The following is an 18174-nucleotide window of genomic DNA, read 5'->3' on the forward strand; positions in this document are numbered from 1 at the left end:
GAGAGGCCATTGGCCTTGGCGGTTTCGATCAGGCTGTAGATTGCCGCGCTGGCTTGAGCGCCGCTCGGTGTGTGGCTGAACAGCCAGTTTTTACGCCCCACCACGAAGGGGCGGATAGCGTTTTCGGCCAGGTTGTTGTCCAGCGGGATTCTGCCGTCCTCAAGGAAGCGGGTCAGGCGCGGCCATTGGCTATCCAGGTAATGCAACGCCTTACCCAGCGCGCTTTTGGGCAGCACTTGCGCCAGGGACTTATCGAGCCAGGTGCGTAGCTGAGCGACCAGTGGACGGCTCTTCTGTTCGCGTAAAGCCTGACGTGCTTCTGGCGCCAACGCTTTGGCTTGTTTTTCGACACCATAGAGCTTGCTGATCTGGTTCAGTGCCCAGTCAGCCTTGCCGGTTTTACCGGCTGGCTGTACTTTCTGGGCCTCGATGAACTTGCGTCTTGCATGTGCCCAGCAACCGGCGTGGGTGATGCCATTACGTCGCACCACCTCGGCGTAGCCTTCATAGCCATCGGTCACTAGGCAACCGGCATAGTGGCCCAGCAGACGCATGGGCACGCTTCCCGCACGGCTGGGGGCATAGCCGAACAGCACCACCTGCTGGCCAGGCGGCCCACCTCGTTGTACCCACATGTACGATTTGGCACTGGCCTTGCGTTCCTCTTCCTGGTTGACCTGGAGGGTGGTCTCATCCATGTGGATCAGAGGCGCTGTTAACAGGTGTTGGCGCAGTGTCTCAATGAGCGGGGTGAGGCGCTCACCGGCTTGCACCATCCAGCGGGCTAGCGTGTTGCGCGGGATCTCCGCGCCGTGTCGGGCAAAGATCTGACTTTGCCGGTAGAGCGGCAAGGCATCCTGGTACTTGGCGGTGGCCACGTAGGCTAACAAGGTGGCGCTGGCATTACTCTTGGGCAGCAGTTTGGCCGGTGCAGGGGCCGTTTTGACGTTTTCTTCGCAGGTTGGGCAGGCATATTTGCGCCGCACATGGCGGATCACTTCGACGCGAGCCGGCACCACATGAAGCTCTTCACTGACGTCTTCACCGATGACCTTAAGCTCGGTTCCGTCTTGGGCACAACAACGTTCTGCTTCGTTTAGCTCATGAACCACCTCGACGCGAGGCAGTTCTGGCGGCAGGGCCACACGCCCACCGCGCGGGCGCTTTTTGACAGGAGCGGTAGCGTTATCGGCCAATGACGTTGCGTCGGCGTTCTCCGTCGCTTCATCATCCGCCGCACTGTCCTCTTCATCAACGGCCAGCTCAGCCTCATTGATCAGCAGGTCACCCTGTTGGATGCCGTACTTTTCCGTGGAGGGACCAAACTGGCGCTCCAATGCCAGGCGGAACTGTTCGTACAGGGATTGCTTGGCCGCTTCCCACTGCGCCTCTTTCTTCTCCATCAGGCGATGCAGCTGCGCGTTCTCTTCCTCCAGCGCCTGAACCTGGCGTTGCAGTTGAGAGACGTCATGGGCGGAAGCAGTGGCGTTTTTCATGCCGCAGAGTATATCAAAAACGCCCGTAAAAAAGGAGCAAGAACATCAGCCAACAGACTGAAAATTCAGTGCTTTATGCGGTTGCATCGCTTTCAGGTCGTAGCCATCCAGCAGCCAGTTAAGTTCCTGGCCACTCAGTGTCACCGAGTCCCCATCCAGGTGGGTTGGCCATTTAAAACGTTCGCGTTCTAGGCGCTTGTACCACACCACAAAACCATTGCGCTCCCAGAACAGCAGTTTCACCTTGTCACGCTGCCGATTACCGAACACAAACAGCGCCTTATCGAACGGATTCAACTCCATGGCTTCCTGAACCAATAAGGCCAGTCCGTCGATCTGCTTGCGCATATCCACCGGTTCGCGGCACAGATATACGTTCAAGTCGGTACTGGGACGGATCATGGCGCCACCGCCACTTCGACAAATCGCGCGGGACGATAGCGTGGTGGCACGGGCAACGCCTGGACCTTGAGCCGCCCTTCCCAGGCCAGCAGATCGGCTAACGTTAATCCCTGATGCGTGGCGTACTGGCTTAGCGGCATCTCCAGTACTGAGGCATGGTAAAGATGACCGAGCCAAAAGGCTTGTGTAGCGTTGAGTTCGCGACTCATGAGGCTCTCCCAAATAAAAGAGAGCCTCAGTGTGGTTGGCAACATTCAGCCTGAGAAGATGTGTTTAGTGGACCGTTTACTGGGCTTGCTCATTGATGATGCGCGCCAGCGGAGAGGAATAGCAGCAATAAGATTCCCGCTCGGTAATACAAAGCCCTCCTACTGTCTCCGTGCTGCAATAAGACCCCACGTAAACACAGGTTTTCATATCGCGTTGGGCAGCCAGTTTGAAATCGTCTTCCGTACATTCCCAAATGATCTGAATGGCCAGCATCGTCATGCTATACAACGTGTACGCCGTTGTCAGAATGGAGAGTGCTTGCGCACCTGTCGCGCCTAGCATTTGCTCAGAAAAGGTTTGTTTAGCGCCTTCAGCCCCCATACCGGCACCGGCACCGGCTGACCCACCAGCCGTAGCGGAACCACCTGACGTAAACCCAATATCGCCAGCGAGCTTGCTTACACCATCTTTGACATACGAAATGGCATCGTCGTAAAACTCAGTTACGGGCTTAGTTACCGGCTCAACAGACCCCGTAATACCTTCCGCTGCGTTTATCACGGGTTTTTTCACCGCTTCAAAGGTATTCATCACCGGATCGCGTAGCGATGTGTAGGAGCCTTTGATGGCGCCAGATGCGGCATTAGTGCCTTCCATGCCCATAATGGCGGCATCGAGGCGCGGCATTTGCGTTACAGCGGTAAGATAATCACCTAAGTTGATGTCGGCGGGTTGTTCACAGCAATCGTGGCCGTGGACACTCGACCCTATGGGGCGCCGGCATTGATACTCGTCGCCTTTGAATACGTGGCACTCCACGTTATCAACGCCGGTTGGTATTCCGTTTTCGTCAGTCCCCGTACATTCCATGTCGGTTGCCATTTGCTCGACGGCTTGTAGCATACTCGCCGCTTCCGCAAAGTCGGCTGACGATGACGACTCCTGGTTGATGTCGACGCACTCCTCACCCGCACAGTTCAGCATACCTTCACAGTTATAAACTTCTTTCACTGTGGAGTTTTCGACCGTGCCAACATCACCACATTCGTAAATGTGGCTTTCGACATAGCAGAAGTCTTCGTGCCCTTCCGCGCCACCAACGCAGCGTGTTTCGACAAATTGGCATTGAGGGTCGTTATTGAGATCGTCGCAGGTATCGTACTCTAATTCTGCTGATTCAATATCTTCGTTATCATACTGTTGCTCATTGCCGTAAATGTCTTCGTAGCTATCGCTTTCTCCCAGCCACATTTCAGCGTTGCCGTCGGTATCAGCATTGTATTCAGCGTGGCCATACCAGCATGAACTTCCCTTCTGATCCGACGACGCCACTGTTTCTGTGTGGGGTGATTGGTACGGATCGTCGGGGTACATGTAGTCCAGCTTTTCCAGGTCGATAGCCGTGATGTTTTTTGGCCCCCACGGGGAGTCAATCGAACGGCTGGCATCGTCCTGGCATTCCCACTGAGTTGACGTGAAATCATCAGACTCAATAATGCACTCCGAAATACCGTCATCGGATGGGAAGTGCTCAAATTCCTGAGCCATGTAGAGCCCTTCGTATTCGAGGGTAAAGCTCAACTCCGGTGCGCTAGCGGTATTGCATGTGCTGTAGGTGCGCGAACAGGTTGTGCCGCTGAGGCTCCAACCGTTCACGACATAGCCACCGTACCCAGGCACGTCGTTGGGAAGGTGCGAGCAGGTATAGTGCTTTTTCTCAACCTTCGACGCCGTTAGCGTAACGGTATTCCCATCTTCATCTTCTTCAGTTTTCTCGCAGCCGGAGCCACTGGACGAGTAACCGGATGGGCAATGGAACGTGCTATGAGTGTACTGAGCAGCGGCAGAATCAGGATACGTTTGCCGTGAACCACTGGCTGTAATGGTCGTTGTCCAATCATTAGCGTCTGATGGGTGGTCAGCGATGGAAACGCTGGCATATTTTTCCTTCTTATTAGTCAGGCTGCTGTAGCCTTCAATCGTGGTGGCAGCATTCGGCGCTGTAAACGTATAAGTACGGTTATCAAAGCACCCTTCTGACCAGCTTTGGCTGCCGGTCGCTTCTTTAATTTCAACCTTGCGCTCCAAGTCACAAGTGTCTAATGCCTTCACCTCATGGCAAGTACGAACATCGCTGATGGTGTAGTCCATATCACCACCATCGGGTGTATGGCCTTGGCAAACCTCACGGTCATCGTCGGGGCCGCAAACGACATATTCCGGCTCACAGTCAGCAAATGCTTCCGGCAAGATGTCGGGTAGATCACATTGGAATCCACCTTGCCCACCGCCGCATTCGTAAGTGTGTCGTTCGACCTCGCAGGCTTCTTCCTCTGACGTAGACCCATCCCCCAGCACGCACTCTGTACTGATTAACGAACATTCGCGGCCTTCCAACGCTGTATCGCAGGAGGGTGCCCCTGCCGTTTGCGGGGCGCTGCTGGCGCCGGACACTGAAACCGACTCACAAAGCGCGGACACGCCAGGAAATTGCGCGTCATTATCAAAATGGTGGCCACAAACCTCGACGCTGCCAACAACAGTGCAGCCGTTACCGTTTAATTCCGGCATCCGCGTGCATTCCACTGACATATCAGGGTTTTGGGCTTGCTCCGCACATAGATCGGAAGTCCAACCTTCCGAGTCGATTACCTTAGAGGGATCATAATGAATGCGAATCTTCGCGTAGGCTTCACCCTTGTCGCCCACGGCGTTCACCATTCGGAAGTTCAGCACGTCTTTCTTCATTTCGCTGGTGACATCCGTATTGGGAGCGATGTCGTGTGACGTGCTTCGCTCGCATCCGGCACCATGCGCCCAGGCATCGCTCCACCCAAATGGTGACTGCCATACGAGGTTTTCTTCACGCTGATAGTTATCATTGAAAACACCCGTGGACACCTCGCCTTGCTGAATATCTAGGCTGTCGAGGTAAATCCGCAGGTGATCGTCATACTTCGCATCAACGATGGTGGCGCTGGTAATCGCTTCGGGATAGAGCACCCGCAAGGAAATGTCTTCGGTGAAGACGGTGCAGCTACCGCCGCTACGGTAGTTATTCCCGACCGTGCCCAGCCAAATATCCATGCAGCCCTCGCCACAACTGCTGAGGTTGTGCGCGCCTTCTAGGTGCTCAATTAACCCTGCCGAGTAGGTATGCGACGCTTCGCAGCTATTACCGCGACTCGCGCCTTGATCGCAGACCACTTCTTGCGTGGATGCGGCACTATCATCTTGGCAAAGGGCGGCGGCTTGATCAGGGTTTTCGATGGCATTGAGCAAATCATCGGCGCTATTGAAAACCGGATCATCACTCATGTCCGGCGCTTGGCGTTTCGCTTGAGCCTCAGCGGTGACAAACGACGCGGCGTTGGCATCAGGCTGGATGGCGTCGCAGTTTTCCTCTCCGTTTGCCTCGCACGCTTCTCGCTCTTGGCGGGCTTGGTCAGCATTGGCGCGGTGCTCGGCAGCCAAGTTGCTTCCCATATTGGCAACGGCGTTTTCCGAATCACTGGCGTTTTCCAGCTCGTCGGGATCAGGAAACGCCCCCTCAAAATTGGCGTTATCGCCTTCGTCGGTAAAAAAATCATCCGGCGACATTTCTTCGGAGTCGCTTTGAAAATCCTTAGCCCAGCCGCCTAAGTCCTGGCCATATCGGCTACTTTCTTCAAACGACAACGAAGCGTCATCATCAATGTCAGGGGCGTCAGGTACGTTTTGTGCGGCAACAGCAAACGGCTGGAACGCCATAACCAGCGAAAGCCCTACCGCGATCACTTTTCTCAGTGGTGGCTTCATCACAATGCTCGCTCTTTTACAGGTTTCGACAGCAATCTTTCCAACGCCAAATCATGTAGACGGGATCAGGCTTTTGCGGCACAAAGCGCCCTGCTCCCCATTTGAGCGGAGATTCACCAAAGGCGTGTGATTCAGACGTTTCGGGGTTGTAGTAGAAGGTGTTGAACTTGTATTGGCTTTTCGGAATCATCGGCTCGGTTTTAGGGCCGCAAACGGCTTCGCTTCCCATTGTTCTCTTGGCCAGCCCACGCCGATGCAGCGTGGCGAGCACACGCGCTTTCTGAAGGCTGGTATTCTCGATGGTGTTGCCCGTGGTAGTGCTGCCGCTGAACGGGTACATGCTGCCCCACGACCCTGCGCACCAGAACATCTTGTCGATGGGGTTGCCCGCTGCCGACGACACGGCATCAGCGCTACACGCCAGCTGTGCGGGTAGATTCGCCACGGCAGCGGATTCGGGATAGGTAAATGAGCCCAACGTGTCATTGTTCCAGGTTGGATCAAGCTCGCTAACGAACATCAGATCGAAATCGAGATAGTTGTCTGAACACGGCATGACCGAAAAGAGATCGAGCATGGCAAACAGCGGAAAGGCGAAGTAGTGATAGTGCATGAACTGTTTTTCGACTTCGTTTGTCGACTCTCCATGCGTGCCCTGGAACTTACGGTCAAAAGGCAATCGCGTACCGCCTAATGAGCTCATGCAGCCAGGGACGCGCTGTAACTCGACCAGACGAGCCGGTTCCCACATTGAGATCACCACGCCAGGCGTCGGAATCCCTAGCGAACCCTCGCAAAAACACAGCGGACTTGAAGCCTTGCCGGATGGAGCGCCGGAATTGCTGCCGTTTAATGGTACGCCCGCAACACGGAGCGGGAACATGCACGACCAGCAGACATTAGAGATCATGTTCGGCCCCAACACACCGGCATCGTTACAGCCAGGGCTGGCCTGTGCGTGTGCTGACAATCCCAGCCAGCAGGCAACAGCGGCGATGGCTAACTTAACCCAGCGCATTGCTCTCCCCTTCTTCCTGTTTCTTCGTTTCGTGATTGAGTGTCCAGGCGGTGTCTTGCATCAGCGACGGGGGTAAAACCAGCGGTCGGTGATGCCAATAGCCCTGCTGAGCGTCGAAGCCCTGACGACGGCAATGGAGGGCGTCTTGGCGAGATTCGATGTTTTCCACAATAACCAGATGATGATTGGCGAGGGCTTCGCTAAAACTTTCTTTGCGTAGCACGTCTGGATGATCCGCTTTACAAATACACCAATCGAAGCGGTTTAGCCGTTCTGGGGTGGAGCCTGCTTTACCGTAGTCATCAAGGGCGATTGAGGTGACGCTTTGGCTCAACGCTTGCCAGTGGCGCTCTATGTCGTAGTCGCAGGCTGATTCGGATACCTCGATAGTTAGGCCGCCGCTAAAGCTCTCGTCCAACTGCGTGTATAGGGGCAAAAGTGCCTGCATAGCCGCAGGATCACGTAGGGTTTCAGCGGCGATATTGATGCTGATAAAGCCGCCAAAATGATCAAAGACGCCGCGTGAATAAAGCTGTTGAACGGTTTTAGCGATGCGCTTATCTATCGCTGGCCATTGCCCCGTCAGATTCGGCTGACACGGAGCGGTAATTTCGCCGCTTGGCGTGATGATCCGCACAAAGATTTCAATACCGATGGACAGTCCTGAAAAGGTATCGACGATGTGCTGTGTAGCGATTGTCGTCCGGTACGGCAGACTAGGCATATCGTGTCCTTATGCTTCATGTTTCAGAATTAGCAGTCAGAAAGTCAGGGCTGGCCTGGGTGGGAGGTACAACTTCTTCCACGATGAAATGCGTATCGTCAGCAGTGACAATCGACGGCACACGCTCAATTTCAAAGCGCTTTTCCACATCTGGGGTCAGCAGATACACATGGCGATCCAGCGTGTCGGATATGGCTTCGTAGCCATCCCAGCCTTTGAGCGTGTCGAAGTGGGTCATCAAGTACATCACCTGATGAATCCCCTCTTGCCGTTCCAGCTCACGCCCGCGTTCATAGGCAATTTCAAGCTGGCCTTCGTCATCGCCGTCGAAAACGACGAGCGCGATGTCGAACGGCATTTGATCCAGTGGGTTAATTTTCGTACCAGCAGGAGTTAGGACGTTGCCTCGGCCATCCACGATGTCTTGCACGACGGTTACAGAGGGGTCGATACGGCGAGTTTCCGCTTCTTTAACGGTGGGTTTCCAAATCAACTGTTCATTTTGACGTGGCCAAAAACGGTCGATGGCCCCTTGCTTTTCCGCATCCCAATCAATCGCCAGCGCTTTTTGCTTCATCACCTTGATTAAATGGGGTTCCTCAATGTCTTCCAGTGGCCCTTGAACCCCCATGTCGCCGCGCTCGCCCGCTTCTAGCTGGCGCTTAATCCACATGGGCTCTGTTAGCCCCTGTACTTTGGCCAGTACATCGCGTGTTTCTGAGCTGCCCAGGGCATCGGCGCCCATCTGGCTTAGTACATCCGGTACGGCTTCACCTTCATCGAGCAGGGTGTCTAGGCTGGGGATGTCATTTGCGGGTGCTTTTTGCGACGAAGACTCCATGACGACGATGGCGGGCACCGCCTCGATGCCATGTTCATCGAACATCGTTGGATCGAGCGCCACCGTGGGCATGGGATCGTACTCATAAGCCAGCTTTTGTATGATTTCCATGCCTTCATCAATCTTCATGCCTTCCGGCACGCCACGGAATACCACCGCAATGCGAGGGTTCGCGGCAGCGGCTTGCAAAATGTCGTCAAGCCCCTGCCCTTCTAGTGATAGTGAGGCAAAAATGATGATTTCATGCTCGCGGTAAAACTTCTCCGAGGCTTCTTGTGCTTTTTGACGCTGGTTCTCGACGGTGCCGCGATCTTCAAGTTCGGGTACACGGGTGCTTTCCTGGTGGCGGTTGACGTTGGCCTGCGCTTGCTGCTCAAGCGCTTCCAGCTCCATGTCGTCGATTACCTTTTCAATCCGCTCGTCGGTTTGCTCTAACAGGGCTCGGTCGTCTTCGCTGATACTTTGCCCTTGCGCCATCAGCGCGACGCTCATGGCCACCGCGCCCGCTAGAAGCGTTTTAGAAAAGGCCGTGGGCTTTGCCGCTGATTTGCTCATGGGTAATTGTTCCCCAGTATCTTGAATCAAATGAGTGGTCGGTATCGCCCATCACCCAGAACTCGCCTTCGGGAATTACCATGCGACCGATCAGGTCTTGTGGATCGAGGTTGACGCCATAGGCATAGGAAAGGCCGCTTTCGATGACCTTCCCGTTGATTACAACGTCATGGTCTTGGGTTATCTCCACGACATCGCCTGGCACGCCGCGAACGTATTTCGCTATTAAGGTGCCATTTTCAAAAATGGGCTCGATGCCTTGCGCGTGAAACGCCACCAGGTCATCACGCGCCACGTCATGCTCATGGTGGTCAACCAGGAATGTTCGGTAATCCGCCAAACAGCGGTTTCGCGCGGTGTCCGCGCCAAAGGTGAAGCGATCAATCAGATAGCTGCCCCCACTGGTCATAACCGCGAGGGCGAGCACCGCTTTTACGAAAAAGGCTTTGCGTGCTTTTAAGAAAGCGGTCACGCGGTTCACTGATCCTCTCCCTGTGGTTGCTGGCTCTCAGGACGAGGGGGTAAGTCGATGTCACGCTTTAGCTCACCGCTCACCTCAATACCGGCGCTTTCAAGCAGGCTTTTCGGCGTTACGATGCTGTCGGCGGGTGCTGTCAGCACTTGCTTTTGATCAATCAGGAGGAACCCTGCGGCGGATAGTGTGCTTAGCGTGTCTGTGATTTTCTCTTGCCGATCACCTATCGACTCACTTTGCGATAGCGCCGTCAGCGTGCCTAACTCGTCGACATCGACGACCGCGACCGTGGGCATCTTTTCGATTTCGGCCTGCAAGCCGGATATTTGCTGATGTTGAAAAATCGTGGCGGCTGATAACGTCGCCATCACCGCCCCGACCACAAAAGATAGTGGGCTCATTCGACCCCCCTATCCGCCATAACGGCACGGATGGCATCGGTCACATTCATGCCACGTTTTTTGTAGGCATTGATGGCGTTCACATCGGTTGGATCGGTGGAATAAAGCAGCTTTTGGAACTCGCCCACGATCAAGCGCCCGACCCCCATGCCTCGCTTGGCCTTGATAAAGATTTCCGAGTAGACGCCAGCAATGGTGTTGACGGTACGCAGCACATCGAAACCGCCTTCCGGCAGTGCCAAATAGCCGGATTTTTTGACTGACTCGACCGTTTCAGCGGTTTGCCCCAAAAGCAACATCGTCGCTGAGTTTTCCGCAATCGCTTGCCCGACGGTGTTTTGGTATAAGTCGTTAATGGACTGCGTACAGATCACCGCGCTGGCGTTGGCTTTACGGAATTTGCGATAGGCGTGCTCCATGAACGTGGCAATCTCGCCTTCTTTGATCAAATCCCAGGCTTCGTCGATCAAAAGGATTTTTCGTTTATTACGATCACCCAGGAAAACCGCTTGTTGGATTTGGTAAATCAACTGCAAAAGAATGACTTGACGTAAGTGCCGACGGCCTTGCAGCTCGTCCAGCTCCAATACGGTAAGGTTGTTTTGAAAATTGATATTGTTGGTGTCGAAATAGCTGCCGTAAGCCCCCTGCATGGTGAAGGGATAAAGCTGAGTGCCAATGTCCGTCACGCGGCGATCATCGGATTGCAGGCAACGATCCGCGATCAGATCAACGGTCATTTTGTTGCCGACTTCATCCCAAAGCTCGGCCATCACGCGCTTCAATGACGCAATTTGGTATTCATCCAAGTTGCCGTCCTGCGACGCCATCGCGGTGACAAGGGATACCAGGGCGTCTTCTTCGTCCTTGTAATCCTGCACCAGCTCAAAGGGATTCAATTTGATGTTTGAGCCTTCCGAGAACTCCAAAAAGTCGCCGTCCAACACTTCGCACAAGTTTTTGTAGGACTTGCCTGCGTCAATAATCCAAACCTGCGCGCCCTCGCTCATGTACGAGATAATCGCGTCGTTGGCGAGGAAAGACTTACCAGAGCCGGATTCAGCGGCAATAACGCAATTTTTGTTGGTGTCGGAATCGTGAAGCGAAAGCGACATCATCTGTCCGTTGCGTGACAGCAGCGACAGGTGGTGTGTGCCAGTGCCCTTCCACTCACCGAAAACAGGCACCAAAACAGCGGCCTGATTGCCGGTCATGGTTTTGTAGCGGTGTAAATCGCTGACCGAGTTGCGATCACAGCAAAAGGGCAAGCTGTTTAGGAACATCGGCAAGTGAACGTAGCGATCTTCCATGAGCGAAAAGCGCTGTTCACTGAAAAAGCCCTTGATGGCCGTTGAGGCACGATCCAAACGTTCTAGTGTCGGCGCGAACATGACGACGCTAAACGACATTTGCAGCGGTGCGGCCCCATTGCCGAGGTCGTTGTAGAGAATGTCGAACGAGTCTTTTTTCTCGGCCAAAATTGGCACGAATTTAAGGATTGGGCCTTGGGCTTGGCTGATCGTAAATTTACGCTTAGCTTCCAGCTTGTCCTTCGACTTTTTGGCCGGTGGGTAGTACACGGTGGCTACCACCATGTAGTTCTCTTTCACCGAGTCACCGCGACCGGAAATATCCCCGATATAACTAATGGCGTTGCCGAAGTAGAACGCGGGCGGCAGCTTTTTAGCAGACAACGTGCGAACGTAGTGATCACCGATTTCAAGATGATCTCTTTTGACTTCCACTGCCGCGTCGAAATCAAGAATCTGCTCGCTTAGCAGGCGTTCTTGCTCCCATTCGTCATAGCCGGTTTTCCAGCTGGCGCTTTGGCCCCAGTTGCAGAGCGTTCCCATGAAACGCTTGTAGCCTTTGGCGTCCATCGCGCGCGGCATCAAGCCCACCATGTTCAGCGATGACTTGGCCCGCCCTTGCATCGTCTTGATGTCACTAATTTCACGGTCGCTAGGCAGTGACGACGCAATCGGCACCTTGAAGGCGACAACCAGCTTGAGGTCTTGTACCAAGCCGTTATCAAACGTGCCTCGATTGGACTTAATCAAAAGCGGCTCATTGGAATAGCGTTTGAAGAAGTTGATGCGTTCTTGGATTGCCGGAGTCAGCAATGGGTGGTCATACACATCGCGTATCTGTAAGGCATGGTTTGTATGTGCCGTAATGTCGGGAGAACGGTACAGCGCTAGCTGAACCATCGTGCCTTCGGGGTAATCGTTGTTGAGAAAGCTCGAAATGCGCTCTTGGACTTTTTCATCGCCGCCAGGCAGGGGCTCGCAGATGAAGGAAAACCCGATGCTGAAATCCTGCATGTAGAACAGTTCATCATCGGGGCTATACGCCAACGCCGGAAACAGCGTTGAGGCTTGCTGATCGTCAGGGATCAGCTGATCATCCATTTGTTTGCGGACAGAAACCGTCGCCATGAAAAAACCTCTCCTACTCTGCGCGGCTGAGTGCCGTTGAAATGTCTTTAGGAATGCCACGAATCACACCGCCGGACGCTGTTGCCGTAAAAGGCACACCGTCGACACGGAGTTGTTCAGCTAAAACGAGGGTTGAGTGATAGGCCGTCAGGTCGCAGTTATCTTCATCGACTCTCGGCAGTGAAGTGATTTCTTGATCCAGCAGTGCGTCTAGCACCTGTTCATCACTTACATCGTCTTTGAGGCAGGCAAAGTGCTCGACGGGGGCATACGACGACTCTCCGAGTGCGGGGATCACGACAAACGACACGCTGCCGTAAGTGCTGGGATCGAGTTCAGCGACTTGCTCAACATATTCCAGGCAGTGCTCGCACATGGGGTCGATGAAGACGTTATGGACTTGCTCAACGGGAAGATCGGGATCGCCAAGCGTTAATGATGTCAGGCGGCGAGTATCAATCCCCATATCCGCGATGTTCAGCTTCGTGGCGCTTTTGTTGATGTTCTCCATGCTGTCGAGCGGCATGTTGTACCAAAGGTCGTGTGCCCGCCCCTGGAAGACGTAGCGCCCGTTATCCGTGATGAACAACACTTCGCCGTCAGACTCCACACCAACAAGCCCTTTCACGGGGAGTTCGGTCATGGCATGAGGCTTGAGGCTGCCCAAGTGCGGGATAAGGGGATTCACTTCGTCACGCACGCCCAAGTTAGGTGTATCAGTGGTTTCGGCGTTGGCGGTCAATGCCAGAGTGGCGGAAAAAACCGCGACAGCGGCGGTTGTCGTCGCTACACGCATAAATACGTCCTTTTGCGGTGTCTATACCGAAAAGTTTACGAGGTGGCAGGGGTTGAGCACGGGCGCTGAGCGTTGGATTTTCAGGTGTTTGCGCGAAAAAAAAGCCCGCCTGGGAACAGAGCGGGCAAAGCATGGTATTTCCATGAAAAAAGAGGTGATGCAGCGAAACGCAAATGTTACTTCAGGCCGTTACCGATCATCTTGACGCCTGTTTCCGCATTGATTGCCATATCTTCAATGCTGGCCCCCATGATGGTGTCGATGATCGTGGGCGCGTTATAAAGACCAAGGCCCATTGCGACGCCGACAACGAACGTAATCAGGGATTGGCGCACTACGCCCATTGCAGCACCTACAAGCACCAACGTTAGCGCGATAATCCGGCCAAAGGTGCCTTGCGTCCAGCCTTTCAGTGTTGTCCACACTTCGCCAAATGTATCTTCGTCTTCGCCCGCTGTCGTGCTGCCCGCAACAGCATCGGAAGCGAGTAGGAAGTAACCCGCCAGCAGCGCTAAAGCAAACAGCACGGTTTTATTACGAGACGCATACAAGCGGGCGGATTGCCAGTTGAGAGCCGCGCTTTGCGTGGCATGATGATTGAGGGTTTCCAAAGTGAATGCCATGACAATCTCCAAATAATACGAGAATCCTAAAGGTGCTCGGCTAGCATAGAGCAGCCCTTTTTGTCAGCACCGCAGCGGAAGGGCGAATTTTTGAGGAATTAGCAGGCGTGGCGCGTTGTTTTTCGTGACGCAAGCGTAAAATCGCCCTGAGCCTTTTGGCGCTCCAGGGCGAGGTCGTGCGTTAATCAAGCGGGTTTTGGGTTCTGTCGTTTTGGCCACCAGGCTGGGCGCCCAACGTCCAGCGTCGCGGCTCGATTTCGGTGTACACGTAGCCGGTGACGTTCAAATCGCCCTGGTCGCTTTCCCACGGCGCCACCCAAATACGCATCACTTCCGCTGGGGTGCGAACCGGCACCGGCTGATCCGGCAATTTAGGCGACACGTAAGTTTCAGCAACATGGCGGGCATTTTCGATGGCCGTTTGGGTCGGAGCCTGCTGATTGTCATCTTCAAGCACATGGGTATTTTCGTAGGCGTCACGCACGGACATACAGCCGTCTTCCGCATCAGCACCCATTCCTTCGCATGAATAATTGCTGTTGCCGCCACTCAAGGCGCTACAACCCGACAAGATAGCGAGCATTCCAGCGGCGGTGATGGTTTTCAGTGTCGGTGTCATCATACGATCCCTTATTCTTCCTCAACGTTCTTTGTCTGCATGGATAGCCCTTGGGTGAGAATGACATCCACCTCACGGCCAGAGTCGACTTCAACAACAGGGAATATGTCTTCGGCCATTTGGATATAAAACTCCGCAATGCGCTCTAGCGCCTGCCCTGCCCCTTGAGCACCCGCGCCTTCCAATAGGTCTGAATCGTAGTTGGATTGATACCGATCACGGCCATCAACATTCTGCGTGTCGATAACGGGGATTGGGCTGACATCAAAAGCGCCAGCAGCACCGGAGAAGAAGCCAGCGACCATCGAACGGGCAATCATCGCGCCCTGCTTGCTCACTAGGCGTCCACGAATACCGGCCTTGCCGTCTTCACCAACGGCGTAGCCACGTAGCTCGGTTTCAATCACGTCGCCGTCGTCTGTCATGCACGATATGTTGTTGCCACGCAGATAAGCGCGTTCAGTCGATAAGTCACCGTGGCCACTCACAAGCAAGAAGCACTCTTTAATGTCAGCGCTAAAATGGTTGGGCAGGATGGCTTCATGCTTTACGCGAACCGTCACGGGGAACGGGTCACGGCGAGCGCCTTGTCCGGTTGGAGCATCAATACCGTTCAACAAGACCCCGCTGACAATAGAGCCGGAGGGTAGATAAACCGGCGCTTCTTCCTCGCCGCCTGTGGCTTGTTCGTCAGGGTGGTTTTCCTGGTAATAGGTGGTGATGCTCAGGCCAGGCGCTTGTTCTTCGCCTTCGCCTTCCCCATCGCCACTTTGCTGCTGCGACTCAGGTGTGACACGGCGTTGGACAGGGCGCTCTTGGAAGACGGACTCACTGGTAAGCGGTTCCGATTCGTCGTTGAAAGTCGGCACCGCCTGATCACTTGGCTGTGGCTCATTTGGGGCCGTCGTATCCGTGTTCAGCTCAAGCTGCGTGTCATCCGGCGAACTAGGTGACTCAGATTCCGTATCCTCGCTGGGTTGCATTTGCGCTACTGCCGTCAAATCGAGGTTTTCTGTTCGATTACGCAGGTCGCGGTTTTCCTCGCGCAAAAGATCAATTTGGCGGGATAGGCTATCCAGCTCACGAGTGACGCTACTAGGGATACCTGACTGACTTTCCGCTGTTACCTCGGCTTGTAAGCGATCAAATCGCTCGCGCAGCTCTTTATTTTCACGCTGCGCGGCGGTTAGCTGTGTCGCTAGAGAGTCCATTGTGACATCGCGGGAATCCCGATCCGTAAGCACATAGCGAATATCACGGTCGGCTCCGCTGCCTGATGATGTTGCCTCTTGCCCTGTCATGGCGACGGTGACAATCAGCATGGCCCCGCCAATCGCCCCGCCCACAGCAAGCATTTGCTTTTGCTTGGGTGACAGTCGTTTGAACGTACTGATCATTAGCGACCTCCTGTAAGCAGAGAGGGCCGTTCACGCTCCGGCGCAATGTCGGGTTCATCGTGACGCAGCACGACATAGACCTCAGTGGCGTCGTCAGGCGCAATCACATTTTCAGGCCATGCAGCGACCGCCCCAACGTTCCAGTTGCCGCAAGAGGCTTCGTTAAACTCGATGGGCTGGCTGCCAGAGGTGTTTTCCGCGACGCCAATGGCCACGGTAAAGTTGTTGCCATGCAGCATTTGGCCATTGGCAAAATCAAAGCTAAGCCCTGCCTGCTGGCATGACGGGAGCATATCGGGCGTGGGATCGTTGAGTGTGTAACCTGATGGGGTATCGCCTAACGCAACGTTGCGAAGCAGATCACGCAGAGTTTCAACATACGGCTGGCTCGTTTCCCACTTCTCCGCACGGCGGTTGGTGCCAATTCCCAGTGAAGCTCGCGTTGTCGTATCCAGATTGACGAACATTTCGCGGGGTGCGATACGGCGCGGCACCAATGTTAAGGAAATGGCCTGACTTTCAGAGTCTTTTTGCGTCACAAATAGCGTTACAGGCGCTTCCGTTTCCGTGCCGACATAGACGACGTTTTCTCGTATTTGCGTCGTCGCTGCCGAGGTGGTCGTCACTTGGGGATGTGAGAACGGCGTAACGATTCGGTTTAGATGATCAATAGCGACAGGCACCAGCGTATTTTCACCAGGCTTCACCGTGATGTGGCTGTCTCGATTTAAGCCGTTGCTGCTGTTGGTACGGTTCTGCTGCGCGCTTGAGTCAGAACTGCCAGGTTCAATCGGCGTTGGCGCATCCGCTAACACTTTGCTTGGCACTACCGGCACGTCCTCGGCACCTGCAACCGCTGGCTGGCTTAAAATGGCAGCGCCCACCGCGAGGGCGAGGGAGCAACGCATTAGTTGGCGTGGTGTCTCCATTCTGATGTTCTCCTGATTAGTCGAGGCGTGGTCGTCCGGTATAGGTATTGATGTAGCTCACCACGGGGGCGTAATTGCGAATATCAATGACGTACTCATAGGTACGACGATCCCGTATCGACTCGCCATTTGGACTGATCATGTAGCTATCGCCCGTCACCAGCACAGTGTTGGAATCTTCGCTGTAAATGACTTCACGCGGCTCAAAGCGCATGGAAATACGGTCATTGCGAATGTAATTTGCCTGTAGCTCTAAGGCTTCCATTGCGTCTTGATAGACATCGGGCGAGAGAAGCGGCTGAATCCGCTCGCGGACGAAATCGAGTGTCGATGGCGTCACGTTGCCGGTCATGGTGGCCAGCATGAGCCCCCACGCCTCTTTATAGGATTGCGAGGCATTGGCCTGAGTGATCCACGCTTCTTCGGTGAGGGTGTATGGTTGGATGGTGACGACCGCATCTTTGTTGAACGATGCCACTGCTGTTACGACTAATGCCGCGCTAAGACCCAGGATAGCGATGCGAGAAAAGCGATTCTCCGACATCGCTCCGTGGAACGTATCGAGATACTTACTTAACTTCATGGCAGGAGTGTCCGAATATAGGGGTTAATCATCAGGCGAGCTTTCTTACGGGTAACGCCGTACCAGTACACGATATGCAGCATGAAGCCGTCGGGATGCAGATCGAGGTACTTTTTGAAGAAGTGCGTGATGATGGCGCCAATGGCCATGCAGAGCATGACTTGGCCAATCAGTAGCCCGAAGCACATGCCCACGAAAACCGGCAACATTTCGTCGAGTCGCCAGAACATGATGTGAACAGGCTCGTCACAGCGCGTTGGTATATTGACAGGCTCCATAGGGCCCTCCTTTTTCTCGGTGTGTTGGCTATTGTCGAGAAAAAGGAGAACCAGCGGCGCCGCTGAAGGCGGGATTTTTAGGGAGTCGCGTTGAGCAATAAGCCGCGCATCCTACGCATCGACGCGTAGCGTGATGCGCTAGTCGAGCGGCTGCCCGAGCTTGCGAGGGTCGTCCTGGTTTTCGATATAGCGCAGCAGTGTCTCGATATTGGCCCGCCCGCCCACGCTAATCAGCGCGTAAGCGCGGTTCCAGAAGTACGGCTTCCAGTAATAAGGCGCCAACTCGTTGGCAAACTCTTTACGCATTCGCCGGGCGGTGACCGATTTTAGGTTTTTGACCAGATCAGATGGTTTGACCGTGGGCGGTGTCTCAAATAGTAAATGCACATGATCCGCCTCGCCGCCAAATTCAACTAGCTCGCAGTCCCACTGATGCAGCAAGTCGCGCAAGATCATTTCGATGCGGTCGAGCATGGGACCCGTCAAGCATTGATGCCGATACTTCATTGATAACACCAAATGATAATACAGCCTGTAAGCACTATGACTACGGGTTCTCAGGCTTGAAGTTTCCATTTTCATCACCTACGA

The 18174-nt window shown here is 54.4% G+C and carries 18 protein-coding genes; all 18 read right to left on the reverse strand.

Going from position 1 to position 18174, the window contains the following annotated elements; genetic code table 11:
* A partial coding sequence (gene tnpC, locus BQ9846_RS14520; protein ID WP_075881771.1) for an IS66 family transposase occupies positions 1 to 1496 on the reverse strand: 1496 nt, incomplete at its 3' end.
* Between the two features lie 45 nt (positions 1497 to 1541).
* Positions 1542 to 1898, reverse strand: a complete 357-nt coding sequence (tnpB, locus tag BQ9846_RS14525) for an IS66 family insertion sequence element accessory protein TnpB (RefSeq protein ID WP_075878618.1) — start codon at positions 1896 to 1898, stop codon at positions 1542 to 1544.
* Entirely contained in the window at positions 1895 to 2107 is a 213-nt protein-coding gene (locus BQ9846_RS14530; RefSeq protein ID WP_075878619.1) for a hypothetical protein, read from the reverse strand. Before BQ9846_RS14530 ends, tnpB begins: the two co-directional genes overlap by 4 nt.
* Positions 2108 to 2183: 76 nt before the next feature.
* Positions 2184 to 5906 (reverse strand): conjugal transfer protein TraN, encoded by a 3723-nt coding sequence (gene traN / locus BQ9846_RS14535; RefSeq protein WP_075881772.1) that lies wholly within the window; start codon positions 5904 to 5906, stop codon positions 2184 to 2186.
* Positions 5907 to 5922: 16 nt separating this feature from the next.
* Positions 5923 to 6924, reverse strand: coding sequence for a TraU family protein (locus tag BQ9846_RS14540; RefSeq protein ID WP_075881773.1), 1002 nt, complete (start codon positions 6922 to 6924; stop codon positions 5923 to 5925).
* Positions 6911 to 7648, reverse strand: a complete 738-nt coding sequence (locus BQ9846_RS14545) for an EAL domain-containing protein (protein WP_075881774.1) — start codon at positions 7646 to 7648, stop codon at positions 6911 to 6913. The genes BQ9846_RS14540 and BQ9846_RS14545 overlap by 14 nt, the downstream gene beginning before the upstream one ends.
* A gap of 16 nt (positions 7649 to 7664) precedes the next feature.
* On the reverse strand, positions 7665 to 9044 hold the full coding sequence (locus BQ9846_RS14550) for a TrbC family F-type conjugative pilus assembly protein (protein ID WP_075881775.1): 1380 nt from the start codon (positions 9042 to 9044) through the stop codon (positions 7665 to 7667).
* Positions 9007 to 9525: a signal peptidase I gene (gene lepB, locus BQ9846_RS14555; protein WP_075881776.1), complete on the reverse strand. Its 519-nt coding sequence runs from the start codon at positions 9523 to 9525 to the stop codon at positions 9007 to 9009. The genes BQ9846_RS14550 and lepB overlap by 38 nt, the downstream gene beginning before the upstream one ends.
* A complete protein-coding gene (locus tag BQ9846_RS14560) occupies positions 9522 to 9920 on the reverse strand; it encodes a hypothetical protein (protein ID WP_075881777.1) in 399 nt (132 codons plus the stop codon). Before BQ9846_RS14560 ends, lepB begins: the two co-directional genes overlap by 4 nt.
* Positions 9917 to 12358: a type IV secretion system protein TraC gene (gene traC / locus BQ9846_RS14565; protein WP_083651620.1), complete on the reverse strand. Its 2442-nt coding sequence runs from the start codon at positions 12356 to 12358 to the stop codon at positions 9917 to 9919. The genes BQ9846_RS14560 and traC overlap by 4 nt, the downstream gene beginning before the upstream one ends.
* A gap of 13 nt (positions 12359 to 12371) precedes the next feature.
* Complete coding sequence (locus tag BQ9846_RS14570) at positions 12372 to 13154, reverse strand: disulfide isomerase DsbC N-terminal domain-containing protein (RefSeq protein WP_075881778.1); 783 nt, start codon at positions 13152 to 13154, stop codon at positions 12372 to 12374.
* Positions 13155 to 13330: 176 nt separating this feature from the next.
* A complete protein-coding gene (gene traA, locus BQ9846_RS14575) occupies positions 13331 to 13789 on the reverse strand; it encodes a TraA family conjugative transfer protein (protein ID WP_210433210.1) in 459 nt (152 codons plus the stop codon).
* Positions 13790 to 13958: 169 nt separating this feature from the next.
* A complete protein-coding gene (locus BQ9846_RS14580) occupies positions 13959 to 14396 on the reverse strand; it encodes a TraV family lipoprotein (protein ID WP_075881779.1) in 438 nt (145 codons plus the stop codon).
* A gap of 11 nt (positions 14397 to 14407) precedes the next feature.
* A complete protein-coding gene (locus BQ9846_RS14585; RefSeq protein ID WP_075881780.1) occupies positions 14408 to 15793 on the reverse strand; it encodes a TraB/TrbI/VirB10 family type IV secretion system protein in 1386 nt (461 codons plus the stop codon).
* Positions 15793 to 16722, reverse strand: a complete 930-nt coding sequence (locus tag BQ9846_RS14590) for a TraK domain-containing protein (protein WP_075881781.1) — start codon at positions 16720 to 16722, stop codon at positions 15793 to 15795. The genes BQ9846_RS14585 and BQ9846_RS14590 overlap by 1 nt, the downstream gene beginning before the upstream one ends.
* A gap of 16 nt (positions 16723 to 16738) precedes the next feature.
* Positions 16739 to 17305, reverse strand: a complete 567-nt coding sequence (locus BQ9846_RS14595) for a TraE/TraK family type IV conjugative transfer system protein (protein ID WP_075881782.1) — start codon at positions 17303 to 17305, stop codon at positions 16739 to 16741.
* On the reverse strand, positions 17302 to 17583 hold the full coding sequence (gene traL / locus BQ9846_RS14600) for a type IV conjugative transfer system protein TraL (protein ID WP_075881783.1): 282 nt from the start codon (positions 17581 to 17583) through the stop codon (positions 17302 to 17304). The genes BQ9846_RS14595 and traL overlap by 4 nt, the downstream gene beginning before the upstream one ends.
* 138 nt (positions 17584 to 17721) lie before the next feature.
* The gene (gene tnpA / locus BQ9846_RS14605) at positions 17722 to 18165 is read right to left on the reverse strand and encodes an IS200/IS605 family transposase (RefSeq protein WP_075881784.1); all 444 of its coding nucleotides are present in this window, start codon (positions 18163 to 18165) and stop codon (positions 17722 to 17724) included.
* Between the last annotated feature and the right edge of the window lie 9 nt (positions 18166 to 18174).

Source organism: Vreelandella massiliensis (assembly GCF_900155385.1).
In the GTDB taxonomy this organism is placed as follows: domain Bacteria; phylum Pseudomonadota; class Gammaproteobacteria; order Pseudomonadales; family Halomonadaceae; genus Vreelandella; species Vreelandella massiliensis.

Excerpts from the sequence above, each read along its gene's own strand:
- traC (WP_083651620.1), bottom strand. The coding sequence starts at position 12,358 with ATGGCGACGGTTTCTGTCCGCAAACAAATGGATGATCAGCTGATCCCT.
- traL (WP_075881783.1), bottom strand. The coding sequence starts at position 17,583 with ATGGAGCCTGTCAATATACCAACGCGCTGTGACGAGCCTGTTCACATC.
- BQ9846_RS14550 (WP_075881775.1), bottom strand. The coding sequence starts at position 9,044 with ATGAGCAAATCAGCGGCAAAGCCCACGGCCTTTTCTAAAACGCTTCTA.
- BQ9846_RS14560 (WP_075881777.1), bottom strand. The coding sequence starts at position 9,920 with ATGAGCCCACTATCTTTTGTGGTCGGGGCGGTGATGGCGACGTTATCA.
- BQ9846_RS14585 (WP_075881780.1), bottom strand. The coding sequence starts at position 15,793 with ATGATCAGTACGTTCAAACGACTGTCACCCAAGCAAAAGCAAATGCTT.
- BQ9846_RS14580 (WP_075881779.1), bottom strand. The coding sequence starts at position 14,396 with ATGACACCGACACTGAAAACCATCACCGCCGCTGGAATGCTCGCTATC.
- BQ9846_RS14545 (WP_075881774.1), bottom strand. The coding sequence starts at position 7,648 with ATGCCTAGTCTGCCGTACCGGACGACAATCGCTACACAGCACATCGTC.
- BQ9846_RS14590 (WP_075881781.1), bottom strand. The coding sequence starts at position 16,722 with ATGGAGACACCACGCCAACTAATGCGTTGCTCCCTCGCCCTCGCGGTG.
- BQ9846_RS14570 (WP_075881778.1), bottom strand. The coding sequence starts at position 13,154 with ATGCGTGTAGCGACGACAACCGCCGCTGTCGCGGTTTTTTCCGCCACT.
- BQ9846_RS14540 (WP_075881773.1), bottom strand. The coding sequence starts at position 6,924 with ATGCGCTGGGTTAAGTTAGCCATCGCCGCTGTTGCCTGCTGGCTGGGA.
- BQ9846_RS14530 (WP_075878619.1), bottom strand. The coding sequence starts at position 2,107 with ATGAGTCGCGAACTCAACGCTACACAAGCCTTTTGGCTCGGTCATCTT.
- tnpA (WP_075881784.1), bottom strand. The coding sequence starts at position 18,165 with ATGAAAATGGAAACTTCAAGCCTGAGAACCCGTAGTCATAGTGCTTAC.
- BQ9846_RS14595 (WP_075881782.1), bottom strand. The coding sequence starts at position 17,305 with ATGAAGTTAAGTAAGTATCTCGATACGTTCCACGGAGCGATGTCGGAG.
- tnpB (WP_075878618.1), bottom strand. The coding sequence starts at position 1,898 with ATGATCCGTCCCAGTACCGACTTGAACGTATATCTGTGCCGCGAACCG.
- traN (WP_075881772.1), bottom strand. The coding sequence starts at position 5,906 with ATGAAGCCACCACTGAGAAAAGTGATCGCGGTAGGGCTTTCGCTGGTT.